Source organism: Vibrio splendidus 12E03 (assembly GCF_000272105.2).
Lineage (GTDB): Bacteria > Pseudomonadota > Gammaproteobacteria > Enterobacterales > Vibrionaceae > Vibrio > Vibrio splendidus_I.
Genome location: NZ_AJZD02000205.1, coordinates 1 through 13423, shown reverse-complemented (window position 1 = coordinate 13423; position 13423 = coordinate 1). Strand labels below are relative to the sequence as shown.

Below are 13423 nucleotides of genomic sequence, written 5' to 3'. Positions count from 1 at the left end.
ACACCAGATTAAATGAGAAAGTTTGCGTTATATCACGATAAATGTGAGATAAATCACTCTAATTACTTTATAGTGCTCGGCTGAAATAAGAATGTAGGCTGTCTGCTTAAGGAACCCGTAACAATGTCATTTTCCTCTCAAGGTTTTGCTCCTGAATTAGTCAAAGCGTTGACTGAGTGTGGTTATGAAAAACTCACTCCAATTCAACAAAAAGCGATTCCAATGGCTCGTAAAGGCCATGATATTTTTGCTACTGCTCAAACCGGTACGGGTAAAACAGCGGCATTTTCATTGCCTGTTATCCAACACCTTTTGAACAGTGGTAAAAAGGCGTCTAGAGGAACGGCTCGCGGCCTTATTCTTGCTCCAACTCGTGAACTTGCTGCGCAGATCGCTCAAAACATTAAAGACTACGTTAAATACACGGATCTAAGCGTTTCTGCGGTTTACGGTGGTAACAAGATGTCTTCACAAGTTCGTCAACTAGAACTGGGTGTCGATATTCTGGTTGCAACGCCTGGCCGTTTAGAAGAGCACTTAGAAGCGGGTAACGTGTCTATTGCTAACCTAGAATTCTTAGTATTTGATGAAGCTGACCGTATCCTTGATATGGGCTTTATCAATGCCGTTCGCAAGATCATGTTGGATGTTGAGACCTCTCCACAAATCATGATGTTCTCAGCGACGACTTCAACTCAGTTAAACCAATTGTCTGTTGATATTCTACGTAAACCAAAACGTATCAGTGTTGAGCGTGAAAACTCAACGGCTGCAACTGTTGGTCACGTGGTTTACCCAGTGGATCAAGAACGTAAAACTGAACTGCTTTCTGAGCTTATTGGCCGTAAAAACTGGCGCCAAGTGCTTGTGTTCGTGAACTACAAAGAAACAGCGAACGATGTCGTTAAAGAGCTTAAGCTAGACGGTATTAAAGCGGTACTTTGTCACGGTGATAAAGCGCAAAGCGCTCGTCGTCGTGCTTTAGACGATTTTAAAGAAGGCAGAGCGCGTGTAATGGTAGCAACAGACGTTGCGGCTCGTGGTCTTGATATCGAAGACTTACCACACGTAATTAACTACGATATGCCTTTCCTTGCGGAAGATTACGTTCACCGTATTGGCCGTACAGGTCGTGCTGGTAAACAAGGTCACGCAATCTCTTTCGTTAATCGCGAAGAAGAGCTGACTGTTGTTCAAGTTGAAAAATTGATTCAACAGCGTATTCGCCGTGTTGAACAACCGGGTTATGAACCGAAGAAACGTGATGCTTACATTGAGAAGCTGAACACTAAATCGGCTTACAAAAACCGTCAGGGCCGTAAGAACAACGCGAACGAAGAGCCACAAGATCAAGCAAGTGCTGAACGTCGTTTGACTATGATGAAGCGAATTAAAAACCGTCGTAAGTAAAATTACGGTTGGTACTCAAAAAGAGCCACTGTATTGTGGCTCTTTTTCGTTGTGTCGCTAAATACAAGGTCGCTCCTTACAAAGACAACTCAACAAGCTGAACACTCAAATAAAAATAATTCGATAAGGTAATAATATGGATAGCGCGCTACTTTGGGCTTTTATTCCCACGTTTTTCTTTGTATCAATCACGCCCGGTATGTGTATGACTTTGGCTTTGACGCTAGGAATGAGTGTTGGATACAAGCGCACATTATGGATGATGATCGGTGAATTGGCTGGTGTCGCTGTGGTTTCTATTGCCGCGGTATTGGGTATCGCATCTATCATGCTGAACTACCCATGGCTGTTTACAGGCTTCAAGTTTGTGGGTGCAGGGTACTTGTTCTACTTGGGTGTTCAGATGTGGCGTTCAAGAGGAAAACTGGCGATCAGTACTGATAATCAAACAACCAAAGTCAGCAATGATTGGGACTTGGTGGTTCAAGGCTTTGTTACTGCGATTGCAAACCCGAAAGGCTGGGCGTTTATGATTTCTCTGCTGCCTCCATTTATCAACAGCAGTAAAGATTTAGCACCTCAGTTGATGATTCTGGTTTCTATTATCTTAGCTTCTGAATTTGTTTGCATGACTCTGTACGCGACAGGTGGAAAGAGCTTAAAACATATGCTGGGCAAAGCCGATAACGTTAAGTTAATGAACCGCATTGCGGGCACCTTGATGATGGGCGTAGGTGTGTGGTTGTTCGTGAGTTAACTGTGATTAACGGTATTGAGATTAACGAGAACGGGTAGAGAGATCCCCGACTCAGTCGTTCCTCCTTCTCGAGGATGACGAACAATTGGGATGATGAGTTCGTGGGCTAAGATTCTTGTTTCAACCGAAGATTGATAGAATAGAAAAAGAGCGATAGGGCAGTTGGCCTTATCGCTCTTTTTGGTTTTACCTAGCTATATATAGCAGTCAGATTACTGACCTTAGCTAGATTTGCGTATTAAACCGCAATTTCACCACCGTCTGCACGACGAATCACAACCGTTGATGCTCTTGGGCGAACATTGCCTTGAGTTTGTGCAGTTGCATCTTCAGACGATGGCCAGTTTGCAGGGTGTTGAATGTTCACAAACAGTGATTTGAAGTCTGGACTGATGGTAAAGCCAGTCACTTCACAACCGTTTGGACCCACAAAGAAGCGCTTCAGTTGTGTTTGGTTGTTAGCATCGATTACCGCGCTGTTGCCTTTATCATCTGTTAACTGAGACGGAACCACAGCCAGCATTTGGTCATTGGTGTAGCCAGTTACTTCGTCTGCGCCGTTATCTGTCTGAATCCATAAGATGCCACGAGCATCAAACGCTAAGCCATCAGGACTCGCGAATTGGTTCATGTCTGTTAGACCAGAGCGGTTGATAGACTTGTCTTCCACTGCAGGTGAACCGAATACAAAGATATCCCAATCGAATTCGCTCGCCGTTTTGCCTTCATCCCAACGGATAACATGACCAAACTTGTTGTTGACGCGAGGGTTCGCTGAGTTCGCTTCTTTACGCTTGTTGTTGTTTGTTAGCGTTAGGTAAGCGGTACCTGTCATTGGGTCTACAGAGCACCATTCAGGGCGATCCATTGGCGTTGCGCCTACAAGGTCGGCTGCACCTGCGGTATTCACGATAAGGGCAGCTTGAGAGTCAAACGTATCACCCAGCTTGCCACCGTTAGTGGTTTTGCTGCTAAGTGCTAGCGGTAACCATGTACCTGAACCGTCGTCGTTGAACTTAGCGACGTAAAGCGTGCCTTTGTCCATGTACTTGTCGCCTGCGCTTAGGCGATTGTTTGGCTCAGCGTCACGTGGGTCCCATTTCGCTTCAGAAACAAATTTGTAGAGGTATTCGAAACGAGAATCGTGACCTGAGTAGAATACGATCGGCTCGCCTTCGGTTAGCTTACCAAACGTACAACCTTCATGACGGAAGCAGCCTAGAGCAGAGCGCTTCTTCGCACGTGAGTTTGCTGTGTATGGGTCGATTTCAACGATGTAGCCGTGGCCGTGTGCTTCGTTACGGTAATCGTCCATTGGAGAATCAGCGGTTGGTGTTACGTCAAAGCGTGCAAACTCATCCAAGCGTTCTTGTTTGTCACCAGAAAGCGTGTCCCAACCGTAGCGAGTTTTGTCAGTAGCGATGCCGATACGTTCTTGAGCTTGTGTCGTTGTACCTTTATTGACGAAGTAACCTGGCCAGTTCTCTTCACAAGTTAGGTAAGTGCCCCAAGGAGTGTAGCCGTTGCCACAGTTATTCAATGTGCCACGAGCTTGGCTGCCGTCTTGTGAGAATTTGGTTTTGGTAAACTCACTGTGAGCGACAGGGCCAGAAAGATCCATTACGGTCGCGCCTGTGTAGCGGCGGTTAAGCGGATCGTTGTCGACCATTACCCATTGATTACCTTCAAGCTTAACGCGAACCACACTCACGCCGTGTGCGTTAATCTCTTTGCGTACTTCATCAATGTTAGGACGAGCGCCTTCATTGTATGTAGGGCCATTAGCGTGCAGGGCTTTTTGGTCGATGTATTCGTGGTTGATCACCAACAAACCATCATTGCTGTTGCCATCGAGCGGGAAGAAGTGCATACCATCGTGGTGCATTCCCAGTGCGTTGGCTTGGTCTTGTGCGTTGTTTGTACCGTCTTTTAACCAAGCATTACCTTGCTTGTTAAGTGGCGTGCCCCAAGGAACGAGCACTTGTGCTGTGTAGCCTTTCGGTACGACAACACTGTCAGTTAATGAGCCTTTAACCGATTCAAATGCTAGCGTTGCGGTGCTTTTCTGCGCGCCCGTTGCTTGCATTGTTGCGGCGTTAGCTGTGCTGTGACCCGCTAAACCAAACGCGCCGAACGCCGTCATAGCACTGATGCCTAAACCGCCTTTTAATACGTTTCTTCTTGAAAGGTTTGCATCTAGAACTTCTTCGAAGGGTTTGTTTTTACTCTTGTTAAAACGAGTGCTGTCAAATGTTTCCTTGCTCATCGCGACTGCTTCCTATTGGCTGACTTTATTATTCGTTATTTATGACTTACCCGCGTACTAACGAATTGGTTAATAACTTGGGTAAATGTGTGACCAATCGTGAAGCAGTTAAGTGACAGATTTTTATAGTTTTTATTAAGCTTTTGTTTCTGTAGCACGATTTTTGCCATAACACTTCTCATGCAAGACAAGACACTTGGGGATTGCGTTGGAACTGTGTATAAATGCTTAATCAAATGAAAAGAGAGACAGTTATGAAATTAGATAAAATCGAAAACAAAAATCGTCGCCTACGCAAAAAGCTATACCTAGGTGAATTCGCGATTCTGGGTTTTGAAGTAAGCTGCAAGACATCGATTGCTGATTTTGACCAATACGATGTGTTCATTGACGAGTTCATCGATTTCATCGACAGCATCGGCTTATGCTTTGGTGGCGGTGGCCTTGAGCTGTTTGAAGGTTTCTTATGCTCTATCGAGCGATACCGTTCAGTAACTGAAGCAGAGCAACTGCAAGTTGCACAGTGGCTTGAAGCGCGTGCTGAAGTAACGAAAGTTGAAGTTAGCGAACTTATTGACGCAAACTACGCATTCTAAATTGATGTTGTGCTGTTAGCTTAATTTGAAGGCCGATTACGGCTTTTAGAATGAGCAACAACACTTTAAAACAAAGGCCGAATCGGTATATCGATTCGGCCTTTTTGCGTTTGTTGCGTCCCATTATTCTTCATACTTTGTTCTTTATAGCTTCACAGGAAGTTAGTGAAACTATGGTTTTCGAATAAATATCAGCGCTTTACTGTTACTTTTCTTAGCTGTAAGAAGTTTGAATAAACTTGTGAGAGTTTTATGAGAATTCAATGAAGTTGCTGATAGATTTGATCGCCATTCTTAGAGTCAACAACACCACAATTCGTTCTGGCAAAGGTAACGGTATATCGCTGTTATTTGTTTTGTTGGCAACGATAGGACTCGATAAAGGATGGAATCAAAATGAATAAACGAACTCAAATCAGCTTAGTGGTTAGCTCTGCTATGTTGGCCTTTGGAACAGCACAGGTTCAAGCAGCACAGCTAGAGGTGACGGTGACCAATGCAACGAAAGGAATCTATTTTACCCCTATTTTAGCGGCGGCTCATGACTCAAGCTTGTTCATGTTTAGAACGGGTGAAACGACTTCTGCGGAACTAGAATCCATGGCCGAAGGTGGCGATATTTCAGGTTTATCTGGTGTCATTGCTAACGCAGGAGGCGTGGTGGTTGAGAATCCAGCGGCCGGAATCCTCAACCCGGGCGTCGCAACTACGTTTGATATCAGTACTGGTGATCTAGAGTACCTATCATTGGGTGCCATGCTACTGCCGACCAATGACGGCTTTGTTGGTCTAGATAGCTGGAAAATCCCAACTCAAGCGGGCACCTACAAAGTGACTCTAAATGGTTATGATGCGGGTACAGAGGCCAATGATGAGCTGGCGGGCAGCATGCCGAACCCTCCATTCATTACCTTTGGCGCTGGTGGTACAGGTGTAGAAACGGCAGTATCAAACGCTAAGGTTCATATTCATCCGGGTAACATTGGTGATAGTGATGCGGCGGGCGGCATCAGTGACCTCGATAGCAGCAGCCATCGTTGGTTAAACCCTGTTGCAACTATCACCATTGTTGTGAAGTAAGGGGGATGTATGAAAGCTAGAATTCTATTTATTGCTGCATCAGTAGCTGTGTTAGCAGGTTGTCCGGACGATGACGACGATTACTATCGCTATGATGTGAGTGTAACTAACCTCACTCCAAACCAGCCGATGTCGCCACTCGCGGTATTGACTCACAATAATAGCTTCAATCTGTTTGAAATCGGGCAAAGTGCCTCGGTCGATCTTGAATACTTGGCGGAAGGGGGCAGTAATGCACAATTGCTTGCGCTCAGTGACAGTGACGCCAATGTTTATCAAGGCATCTCAGGCAATGGACTGATTCTTTCAGGTGAGCAAGACACAGTCTCTATTCGTGTCGACCCAAATCAAGAAGGGTATATCTCCGTCGCTTCAATGTTGGTGAACACCAATGATGCGTTTGTCGGCGAATCCGGTTTATCGCTCAAGTCCTTGGCGGTGGGTGATACCTTTACCATGAACATGAATGTGTGGGATTCGGGAACTGAGCTGAACGATGAGCTTGCTGCAACGATTCCAGGACCAGCAGGCGGTGGTGAAGGGTTTAATACCACACGAGACGACACCGATGTGGTGAGTTTCCACTCTGGCGTAATTAGCCAAGATGACGGCCTTACGACTTCTACTTTAAGTGCCAATCATCGTTTCCTTAACCCCGGTGCAAGAATCACCATTACTCGAACTGAGTAACAGGGTCAAAGTACGATGAAAGAATTCCTGCTCTGTTCCGGTCAATTGAAAGGTGGGCAGACTCAGAATAGAGCAGGGATCATGAATAGTGCTGCGGTAAATTTGATGGCAAACATATTGTTGGTTGAAGACGATGATGACTTGGCTGAACTGGTGCATATGCATCTTAAGTTCCAAGGGCATGATGTTGTAAGAACCGACTCAATTGAAAAGGCTCAAGCGTTATATCAGAGAAGCCAGTTTGATTTGATCGTGCTTGATCGAGGCTTACCTGACGGCGATGGTCTCGATTTCTGTCGATTGTTACGCCAGCAAGAAGACTGGACGCCTGTGCTAATGCTTACAGCAAGAGACACTGAGCTAGATAAGGTGTCTGGCTTAGAAGCCGGTGTTGATGACTACATAACGAAACCTTTCAGCGTTCTTGAATTTCAAGCAAGAGTGAGGAACGTACTTCGCCGTTTAAGTCATGTCGAATCAGCCACTCAAGAGGTTGTGACAACAGAATCAATTATGAATTTTGGCGGGCTCACTATTCAACCTGAACGCCATCAGGTGTCACTCAATAATCAAGACGTACCGCTGACCGCTACCGAGTTTACCTTACTTCATTTCTTAGCAAACCGCCCGGGACGTGTGTATAGCAAAGACGAGCTGCTCGATCATGTTTGGAATACTCATCACTCTGGCTATCATCATACCGTGTGTAGCACAGTCAACCGTCTAAGAACCAAGCTTGCGATGCCGAATAGTGATGATGATTTCATTAAAACCGTTTGGGGTGTTGGTTATAAGTTTGAGTCAAAAGCTTAGGTCTATGTGTCGCGTCCGAAGTTTACTAAAAAGCCAGTAACACCTAAGAGTCATCGAGGAGAGAACATGAGTTTCAAATCGCGTTTAGTTTTGTTCACCAGTTTGTGGTTTCTGCTCGTGAGTGTGGTGATTGCTTACACCTATCATTGGCAAAAAGAGACTATAGAACAAAGAACTAAGCAGAGCCTACACAAAGAGCTCGCCGTTCATATGCGCGACGATAATCCTCTGATGATTGGTACCGACTACAACCCTAAAGCGCTCAAATCCATATTCCACACCTTGATGTTGATAGGGCCAGATTTCGATATCTATTTCCTCGACAGTCAGGGCAAAATTACGACTCATGCTGCGCCGGAAGGCACTGTGTTAGCCAACCAGATAGACTTAGCGCCCATTCAACAGTTTTTAAAGGACGAGCCTTATCCCATTCTGGGGGAAGATCCGATCAATCCCGGGGCTCGTAAGGTGTTTTCTGTGGCAGCGATTGAAGAGCTAGGTTCGACCGTTGGCTATCTTTACGTTTTGATTGGCAGTAATCGTCACACTGTGATTGCCAATTCGCAGGTCGACACGCCATACATCGCGCTCGCGGGGCTCATGCTGATCTCTATCTTAGGTTTTGCGGTTGGGGCTTATCTGTTGGTCAAACGTAGCCTGTTAAACCCAATAGAAGCAGTAACTAACAAGTTGCAACAGCAAGCAGACCAAGATTTTCGATTGGATCCGAACTTCATTCATCAAGTACCAGAATTGGTGCCGATTGCACGCTCGTATCAGTTGATGGCGAAGCACATTCAACAGCAATTTTTGCAACTTGAATATCAGTCATCACACCGAAGACAAAGCTTATTACAGCTCAGTCATGATTTGAAAACGCCATTGTCGAGTGTGTTGGGTTATTTGGAAACGTGGAAGATTCAAAACCCGCAATCAGACCCGTTAATTGACGTTGCTTACCGTAATGGCAACAAGTTGTCTGAACAACTCCATTCGCTGCTAGATAGCGCCAAGAATGATAATCCAGTTCCCACCTATCGATACGCATCGATAGATTTGAATGGGTTGCTTAGCGAGTGCTTAGAAACGATTCAGAGTCAGTACCGCCATAAAGATGTCGAACTTAAGGTTGATATACCTGATGGAGTAAAAGCAGCTGGTGACAGTGATTTGCTTGAGAGATTGATTTTGAACCTGTTAGATAATGCATTGAGGCATAGTCCAAGTGGCACCGCGGTGTCGTTAGATGTTGGTTTTAAAGCGGATCCAAAACGGGTGAAGGTGGTGATTCATAATGAGGTTGAACAGGAAGCGCCGAATGGTTCGTTAGGTATCGGCACTAAAATCGCGCAGTCGATACTGATGTTACATCACAGCGTGCTAGAAACAACAAAGGCAGAGAACTCCTTTCAGCAAAGCTTTTACTTGCCTTCGCTATAGCTCTGTCTGCCTTCGGTTTAGCTTGATGTGTTCTTACGTAGAACTAACGCTAAGCGTCTTTACTGTCTTCGTTGCCTTCGTTCACTTTCGCGTAGAAGTGAAGCAGCTCAGTTAATTCTTTAACCCAGCCAAACGCATCTTTAGGTGCGTTTTTTAAGATCTTCTCAACTTTCTCACAGTGCACTTCGATTGCGATTGCTTCTTCAAGGTTGAAAGAGATCGAGTAGAAGTGCCAAAGCAGTAGGCGAGTCATACGCTCGATGTTTTGTTGTGAGTTGTCCGACTCAGAAAACGCTAGGTTTACTTCGCCAAGTGCAATAGCCGTCATTCGCAGCATTGCATCGAATTTTGCCGACTGCATGCGTTCTTCGCTGGTCACTTCTTCTTGTTCGAACGTGAACAATTCTGTCATTGCATCTTCAGGAACAAGGCGATGGATCATCCTTAAACTAAATTCTTCTAGTTCATGGCGAGGCATTGTGATTAAACAATTTAAGGTGTAGTCGCGTTGCATGGTGTTCTCTTGGATCTGCAAAAAGGTCGGACAGTTTAATGGAGAAGCGAGTTTAGAAAAAGCAGATTTTAGATAAGCCTACGTTTGTAGGCTTATCTGTGTACTACAAGTCCTAAAATCGATGCTTAGGGGAACTGTATTTAGGTTTGAACGCAGTATCAGGCTTTGCTCTGGCTTGGCGGTTGGTACTGCATGGACTGATCGTTTCTCATGAATATGTTGCTCGCGACCAAACTGCCGATGCAAATAGAACCAAGGGCGAGCCAAGTCATCGCATCTGGAATCTCGTTAAAGAGCGGGATCGCCAACAAGGTTGCTACAGCGGGTGTTGCACTGCCAAAAGCGGCAGAGCGTTCAGCCCCTAAGGTATTAACCGCATAAAGGTAAGTGAACGCCGCGATTAAACCCGCCCCAACGCCTTGCACTGCTGAATGAACGGCAAGCTCCGTGAAGGGCCAATTATCGATTGGTGTGTCCATTAGGTGGCTTGGGAGGGTTTCAGTCAGGATTAGGACGAGTAACAGTAAAGTAGAACAGAGAGAAATAAAACCGGCACTGACTAACGCATTAAGATTAGCAACACGGGCTGAGATGGTGAACATCGCCCACATTAAGCTTCCGCATAAAAACAACAAATGACCTTTGGTGTATTCAAAGTTGAAGCTGCTTAAGCTACTCCCTAAAAACAACAGTATGCCGAGCAAAACCAAACATAAACCGATAACACGGTGTCGGCTGAGTGGCTGCTTAAAAAAGAGTACCGCAATTCCTGTGACAAACAGAGGGAGCGTGCCCGGAACAAGAGCACTGCCATGTGATACTGGAACAAACTGCATCGCCGTTCCTGCAACAAGCAAATAAGGCAACCCGCTACCCACAAACATACCCGTTAGATATCGTTTAGGGACGACGGCAATCGCGATGCGTGCTTTCCACACCAAAGGTAATAACACCAAAGCCGGTATGAGAAATCTTGTGAGAGCGATATCGGCAGGTGTTAAATCTGAATTTGCACCGCCTTTAAGAGACAGGAAAAAGCTCGCCCAAATGAGTAGGGTGACAGTAATAGATAAGTAGCCAAGATTCATAATATTGAAGGAGAGTGGGTGATGACTCATTATGGAATAGTTGTTGTGCCACAGGTTGGCAATTTTTGGCCTAACTTGAACTATCGTTGATGATTTCTGCTAAAATCAACCAAATAATTAACGGATTTAACTAATGTTTGGCATTTGCTATGGATAGAATTGATAGACATCTTCTCGAACTGCTACAAAAAGATGGCAGGTTAACCACGGCTGAACTTGCTGATGAAGTGGGGTTATCACCTTCGCCTTGTGCAAGACGAGTCAAAAGGCTAGAAGAAAAGGGCATTATTGACGGTTATCGTGTGAGCTTGTCACGAGAACAAGTCGGCATCGCAATGAGTGTGTTTGTTGAAGTGAGCCTAAACAACCACCAAGAAGTGTCGATTGATAAGTTTGAAGCGGCCATTGTAGAGATGGAGGAGGTGATCAGTTGCCACGTCGTATCTGGGGCTTATGACTATTTGCTAGAAGTGGTTAGCCCGAACTTGATGGCCTACGAGGCATTTACAAGAAAACTTCAAAGGCTCTCTAACGTGAAAGACATTCATACTCACCTTGCGATTAGACAAGTAAAAGGCAATGCACCACTGCCAATTTATACCGATTAAGCCAAACTCGGAGCAATAACACGAAGGCAGAATGAGCTGAAAACGAAATGGTTTGATCTTTGAATAACAATGCGAAGATGACCAAAGATCTTTCACAAGATGCCAAACTCACGGCAATAAAAAACGGAGCACCTCGTGAAAGGTACTCCGTATATGATAGGTGCAAAACTTAGTGATACTTAAAGTTAGAGATTGAACAATCCCCAGTTTGTGCATTAATTCTGAATGAAAAAGCATGTGAATGATAATCCACGCCGTCATTCCAAATTGTCTCTCCAAATATCTTACATAGCTCTAGCTCACTTACTGAACCGAACTCTTCCATGTGTTTAGCTACAGATAAAAGTTTACCTCTTATCTCTGCAGTCCATTCCGTGTTACTCAAGCAGTTGAAAGCCATAGTCTTTTGCATATTACCTAGCCAAAATGTTTCTTGTTATTAAGTTATATGAAGATTCATGATAACAATTTTCTGGCGTTTGTAAATCTATTTTGTGATGAATATCTCACATACTCGCTTGCATTGGTCGGAAATTGAACTTCATTGTTGATAGATAGCACATTACTTTTACAACCTATTGATAAAGCTTTGATTAACGAGTTCTTAGAATATTATGAATGGGATTGAGCATATTTATCGGAAAAGTCCAGTCGAACGAGTGAGAGAATCTAATGGTGATTTCAGTTTGACGCATCGTTTACTGGTTGGTTTATGTGGCGCGCTTCATCAATCATCGTCGCTTCTCTGCGGTATTTTGAAGACAGCTGACGGAATTTTTCACTGAGTGTATGGAGATCTCGGGAGAGTGATTGTGAGCTTTGTACGTGCACCTTTGCGCTTTCTGCCTGGCGCGGGAGTTTTGCTTTGGTGCAGTGTTTGGCGACGGCTTTCCATGAATACGCTAGAGATTGAGCGCCTTCAAGTTCTGTAGACACAACATATGCCTGTTGTAACAAAACCTCAGAGACGTCATACGCGGTATTCATATGACTATTGAGCTGCACATTAAACCTTTCTTCGTACTTTGCCCAAAGAGCAATGATCTGCTTTTCATTAAAGTGTTTAGATAATAATGTTTGTGATTCATAGGTTGAGAGAACTTGGTTGAACTCTTTGGTGTACTGATTATAGCGACCTTCAAAAGAGAGCTGACGATCCAGCAGCATTTGCCAGTTTTCACGGTCACAATGATTCGCTAGAGCGACATTGGCACTCAAAGTTACGCTTACAATGATAACCTTCCCCCAAAAACTCATGACTTTCCTCTACTTACCGTGCGCTCTATTGAGAGTATAGATGAGCAGCTGCATGAGTTGATGTACACTTGAGACATACCTATAACGGAACAGCTGGTGGATTTGATGAAAAAAGCGCTGATCGCTTTACTTGTGTTGTTGATATTGGGCGGAGGGGGAGGAGCGGCATACTACTTCTTGGTCATGAATAAAGACCCAATCCCACAAGAGAAAACGGAAGAGCCGGCGTTAGAAGCTACCGAGCAATCTGAATCTGACCTCGTACCCATCATGGATCTTCAGCCTGAACCAGAGCAGACGGAATTTTACGTTTTGGAGAGAAAACTAGAAGTGGTCGAGCAACCTGAAATTGATGGCTTGATAACAGATTATCTCTATAAAGGGGAAAAGGTTGAGGTACTCGAGAAGCAGGGCGAATGGGCTCGTATCTCAGACTATATTGTCCTTAAAGATGGCGGCCCACAGACGGCGGAATGGGTCTCTATATCAGGCTTATCGAATGATGAAGTCATTATTTCGGAAAAAGAAAGCAAAGAGATATTGGATTCCTATTTGGTTAAGTCTGATGATCTCAAGATCCATCAAGAAAAATTCCGTAATTCGGTGGCTAAACTGATCTCTGAAGGGGAGTGTGCCCCAAGTGATTTTGAAGAATTGGGCGGATGGGTGAAATCTGTTAAGTACAGCAATCGAGATGTTTATTTTATTTATTGTGGTGGGTTATCCCTTGAAAACAAAATTTATTTTGATGTAAATACAAATGAAATATTTACGAAGTAAGATCCCACGCTCTATTTAATAATGCTATTTACTAAAGCCCACTCATAGGTTGAGTGGGATTTTTTGTCTATTCATAATGTTCATCCTCCCCATTTAGAACGTTAATTATATCGAAGGTTATATA

15 protein-coding genes are annotated in these 13423 nt (G+C 44.5%); 10 read left to right on the top strand and 5 right to left on the bottom strand.

The features are described from left to right. The first annotated feature begins 123 nt into the window (after positions 1-123). Both A142_RS13685 and A142_RS13680 read left to right on the top strand, forming a co-directional pair. Positions 124-1410, top strand: a complete 1287-nt coding sequence (locus A142_RS13685; protein WP_019821956.1) for a DEAD/DEAH box helicase — start codon at positions 124-126, stop codon at positions 1408-1410. Between the two features lie 136 nt (positions 1411-1546). Next, on the top strand, positions 1547-2167 hold the full coding sequence (locus tag A142_RS13680) for a LysE family translocator (RefSeq protein ID WP_019821954.1): 621 nt from the start codon (positions 1547-1549) through the stop codon (positions 2165-2167). A gap of 238 nt (positions 2168-2405) precedes the next feature. On the opposite strand, the gene A142_RS13675 is transcribed toward A142_RS13680, so the two are convergent. Further along, complete coding sequence (locus A142_RS13675; protein WP_019821952.1) at positions 2406-4433, bottom strand: PhoX family protein; 2028 nt, start codon at positions 4431-4433, stop codon at positions 2406-2408. A 254-nt stretch (positions 4434-4687) separates the two neighbouring features. On the opposite strand from A142_RS13675, the gene A142_RS13670 reads away from it, so the two are divergent. The 6 genes from A142_RS13670 to A142_RS13650 all read left to right on the top strand — a co-directional run bounded on the left by A142_RS13670 (position 4688) and on the right by A142_RS13650 (position 9052). Further along, positions 4688-5029, top strand: coding sequence for a YggL family protein (locus A142_RS13670; protein ID WP_008219317.1), 342 nt, complete (start codon positions 4688-4690; stop codon positions 5027-5029). A 263-nt stretch (positions 5030-5292) separates the two neighbouring features. Next, positions 5293-5433, top strand: coding sequence for a hypothetical protein (locus A142_RS25170; RefSeq protein WP_162929959.1), 141 nt, complete (start codon positions 5293-5295; stop codon positions 5431-5433). Beyond that, positions 5426-6109, top strand: coding sequence for a spondin domain-containing protein (locus tag A142_RS13665; protein WP_019821948.1), 684 nt, complete (start codon positions 5426-5428; stop codon positions 6107-6109). Before A142_RS25170 ends, A142_RS13665 begins: the two co-directional genes overlap by 8 nt. Before the next feature lie 9 nt (positions 6110-6118). Then, positions 6119-6799 (top strand): spondin domain-containing protein, encoded by a 681-nt coding sequence (locus tag A142_RS13660; RefSeq protein WP_019821946.1) that lies wholly within the window; start codon positions 6119-6121, stop codon positions 6797-6799. An 81-nt stretch (positions 6800-6880) separates the two neighbouring features. Continuing rightward, positions 6881-7612 carry a response regulator transcription factor gene (locus tag A142_RS13655; protein WP_019821944.1) on the top strand — a complete coding sequence of 244 codons (732 nt, stop codon included), beginning with the start codon at positions 6881-6883 and terminating at the stop codon, positions 7610-7612. A gap of 66 nt (positions 7613-7678) precedes the next feature. After that, a complete protein-coding gene (locus A142_RS13650; RefSeq protein ID WP_019821942.1) occupies positions 7679-9052 on the top strand; it encodes a sensor histidine kinase in 1374 nt (457 codons plus the stop codon). A 49-nt stretch (positions 9053-9101) separates the two neighbouring features. On the opposite strand, the gene A142_RS13645 is transcribed toward A142_RS13650, so the two are convergent. Both A142_RS13645 and A142_RS13640 read right to left on the bottom strand, forming a co-directional pair. After that, on the bottom strand, positions 9102-9566 hold the full coding sequence (locus tag A142_RS13645) for a hypothetical protein (protein ID WP_017062624.1): 465 nt from the start codon (positions 9564-9566) through the stop codon (positions 9102-9104). A 158-nt stretch (positions 9567-9724) separates the two neighbouring features. Beyond that, positions 9725-10654: a DMT family transporter gene (locus A142_RS13640; protein ID WP_029405425.1), complete on the bottom strand. Its 930-nt coding sequence runs from the start codon at positions 10652-10654 to the stop codon at positions 9725-9727. A 149-nt stretch (positions 10655-10803) separates the two neighbouring features. Between A142_RS13640 and A142_RS13635 the strand changes: the two genes are divergently transcribed. Further along, positions 10804-11262 carry an Lrp/AsnC family transcriptional regulator gene (locus tag A142_RS13635; protein ID WP_019821936.1) on the top strand — a complete coding sequence of 153 codons (459 nt, stop codon included), beginning with the start codon at positions 10804-10806 and terminating at the stop codon, positions 11260-11262. Positions 11263-11431: 169 nt separating this feature from the next. On the opposite strand, the gene A142_RS13630 is transcribed toward A142_RS13635, so the two are convergent. Continuing rightward, positions 11432-11674 (bottom strand): hypothetical protein, encoded by a 243-nt coding sequence (locus A142_RS13630; protein ID WP_017062621.1) that lies wholly within the window; start codon positions 11672-11674, stop codon positions 11432-11434. 269 nt (positions 11675-11943) lie between these two features. Then, entirely contained in the window at positions 11944-12519 is a 576-nt protein-coding gene (locus tag A142_RS13625; RefSeq protein WP_019821931.1) for a hypothetical protein, read from the bottom strand. Between the two features lie 96 nt (positions 12520-12615). Here A142_RS13625 and A142_RS13620 point away from each other — a divergent pair, with 96 nt between their 5' ends. Next, positions 12616-13299: an SH3 domain-containing protein gene (locus A142_RS13620; RefSeq protein ID WP_019821929.1), complete on the top strand. Its 684-nt coding sequence runs from the start codon at positions 12616-12618 to the stop codon at positions 13297-13299. The last annotated feature ends 124 nt before the right edge of the window (positions 13300-13423 follow it).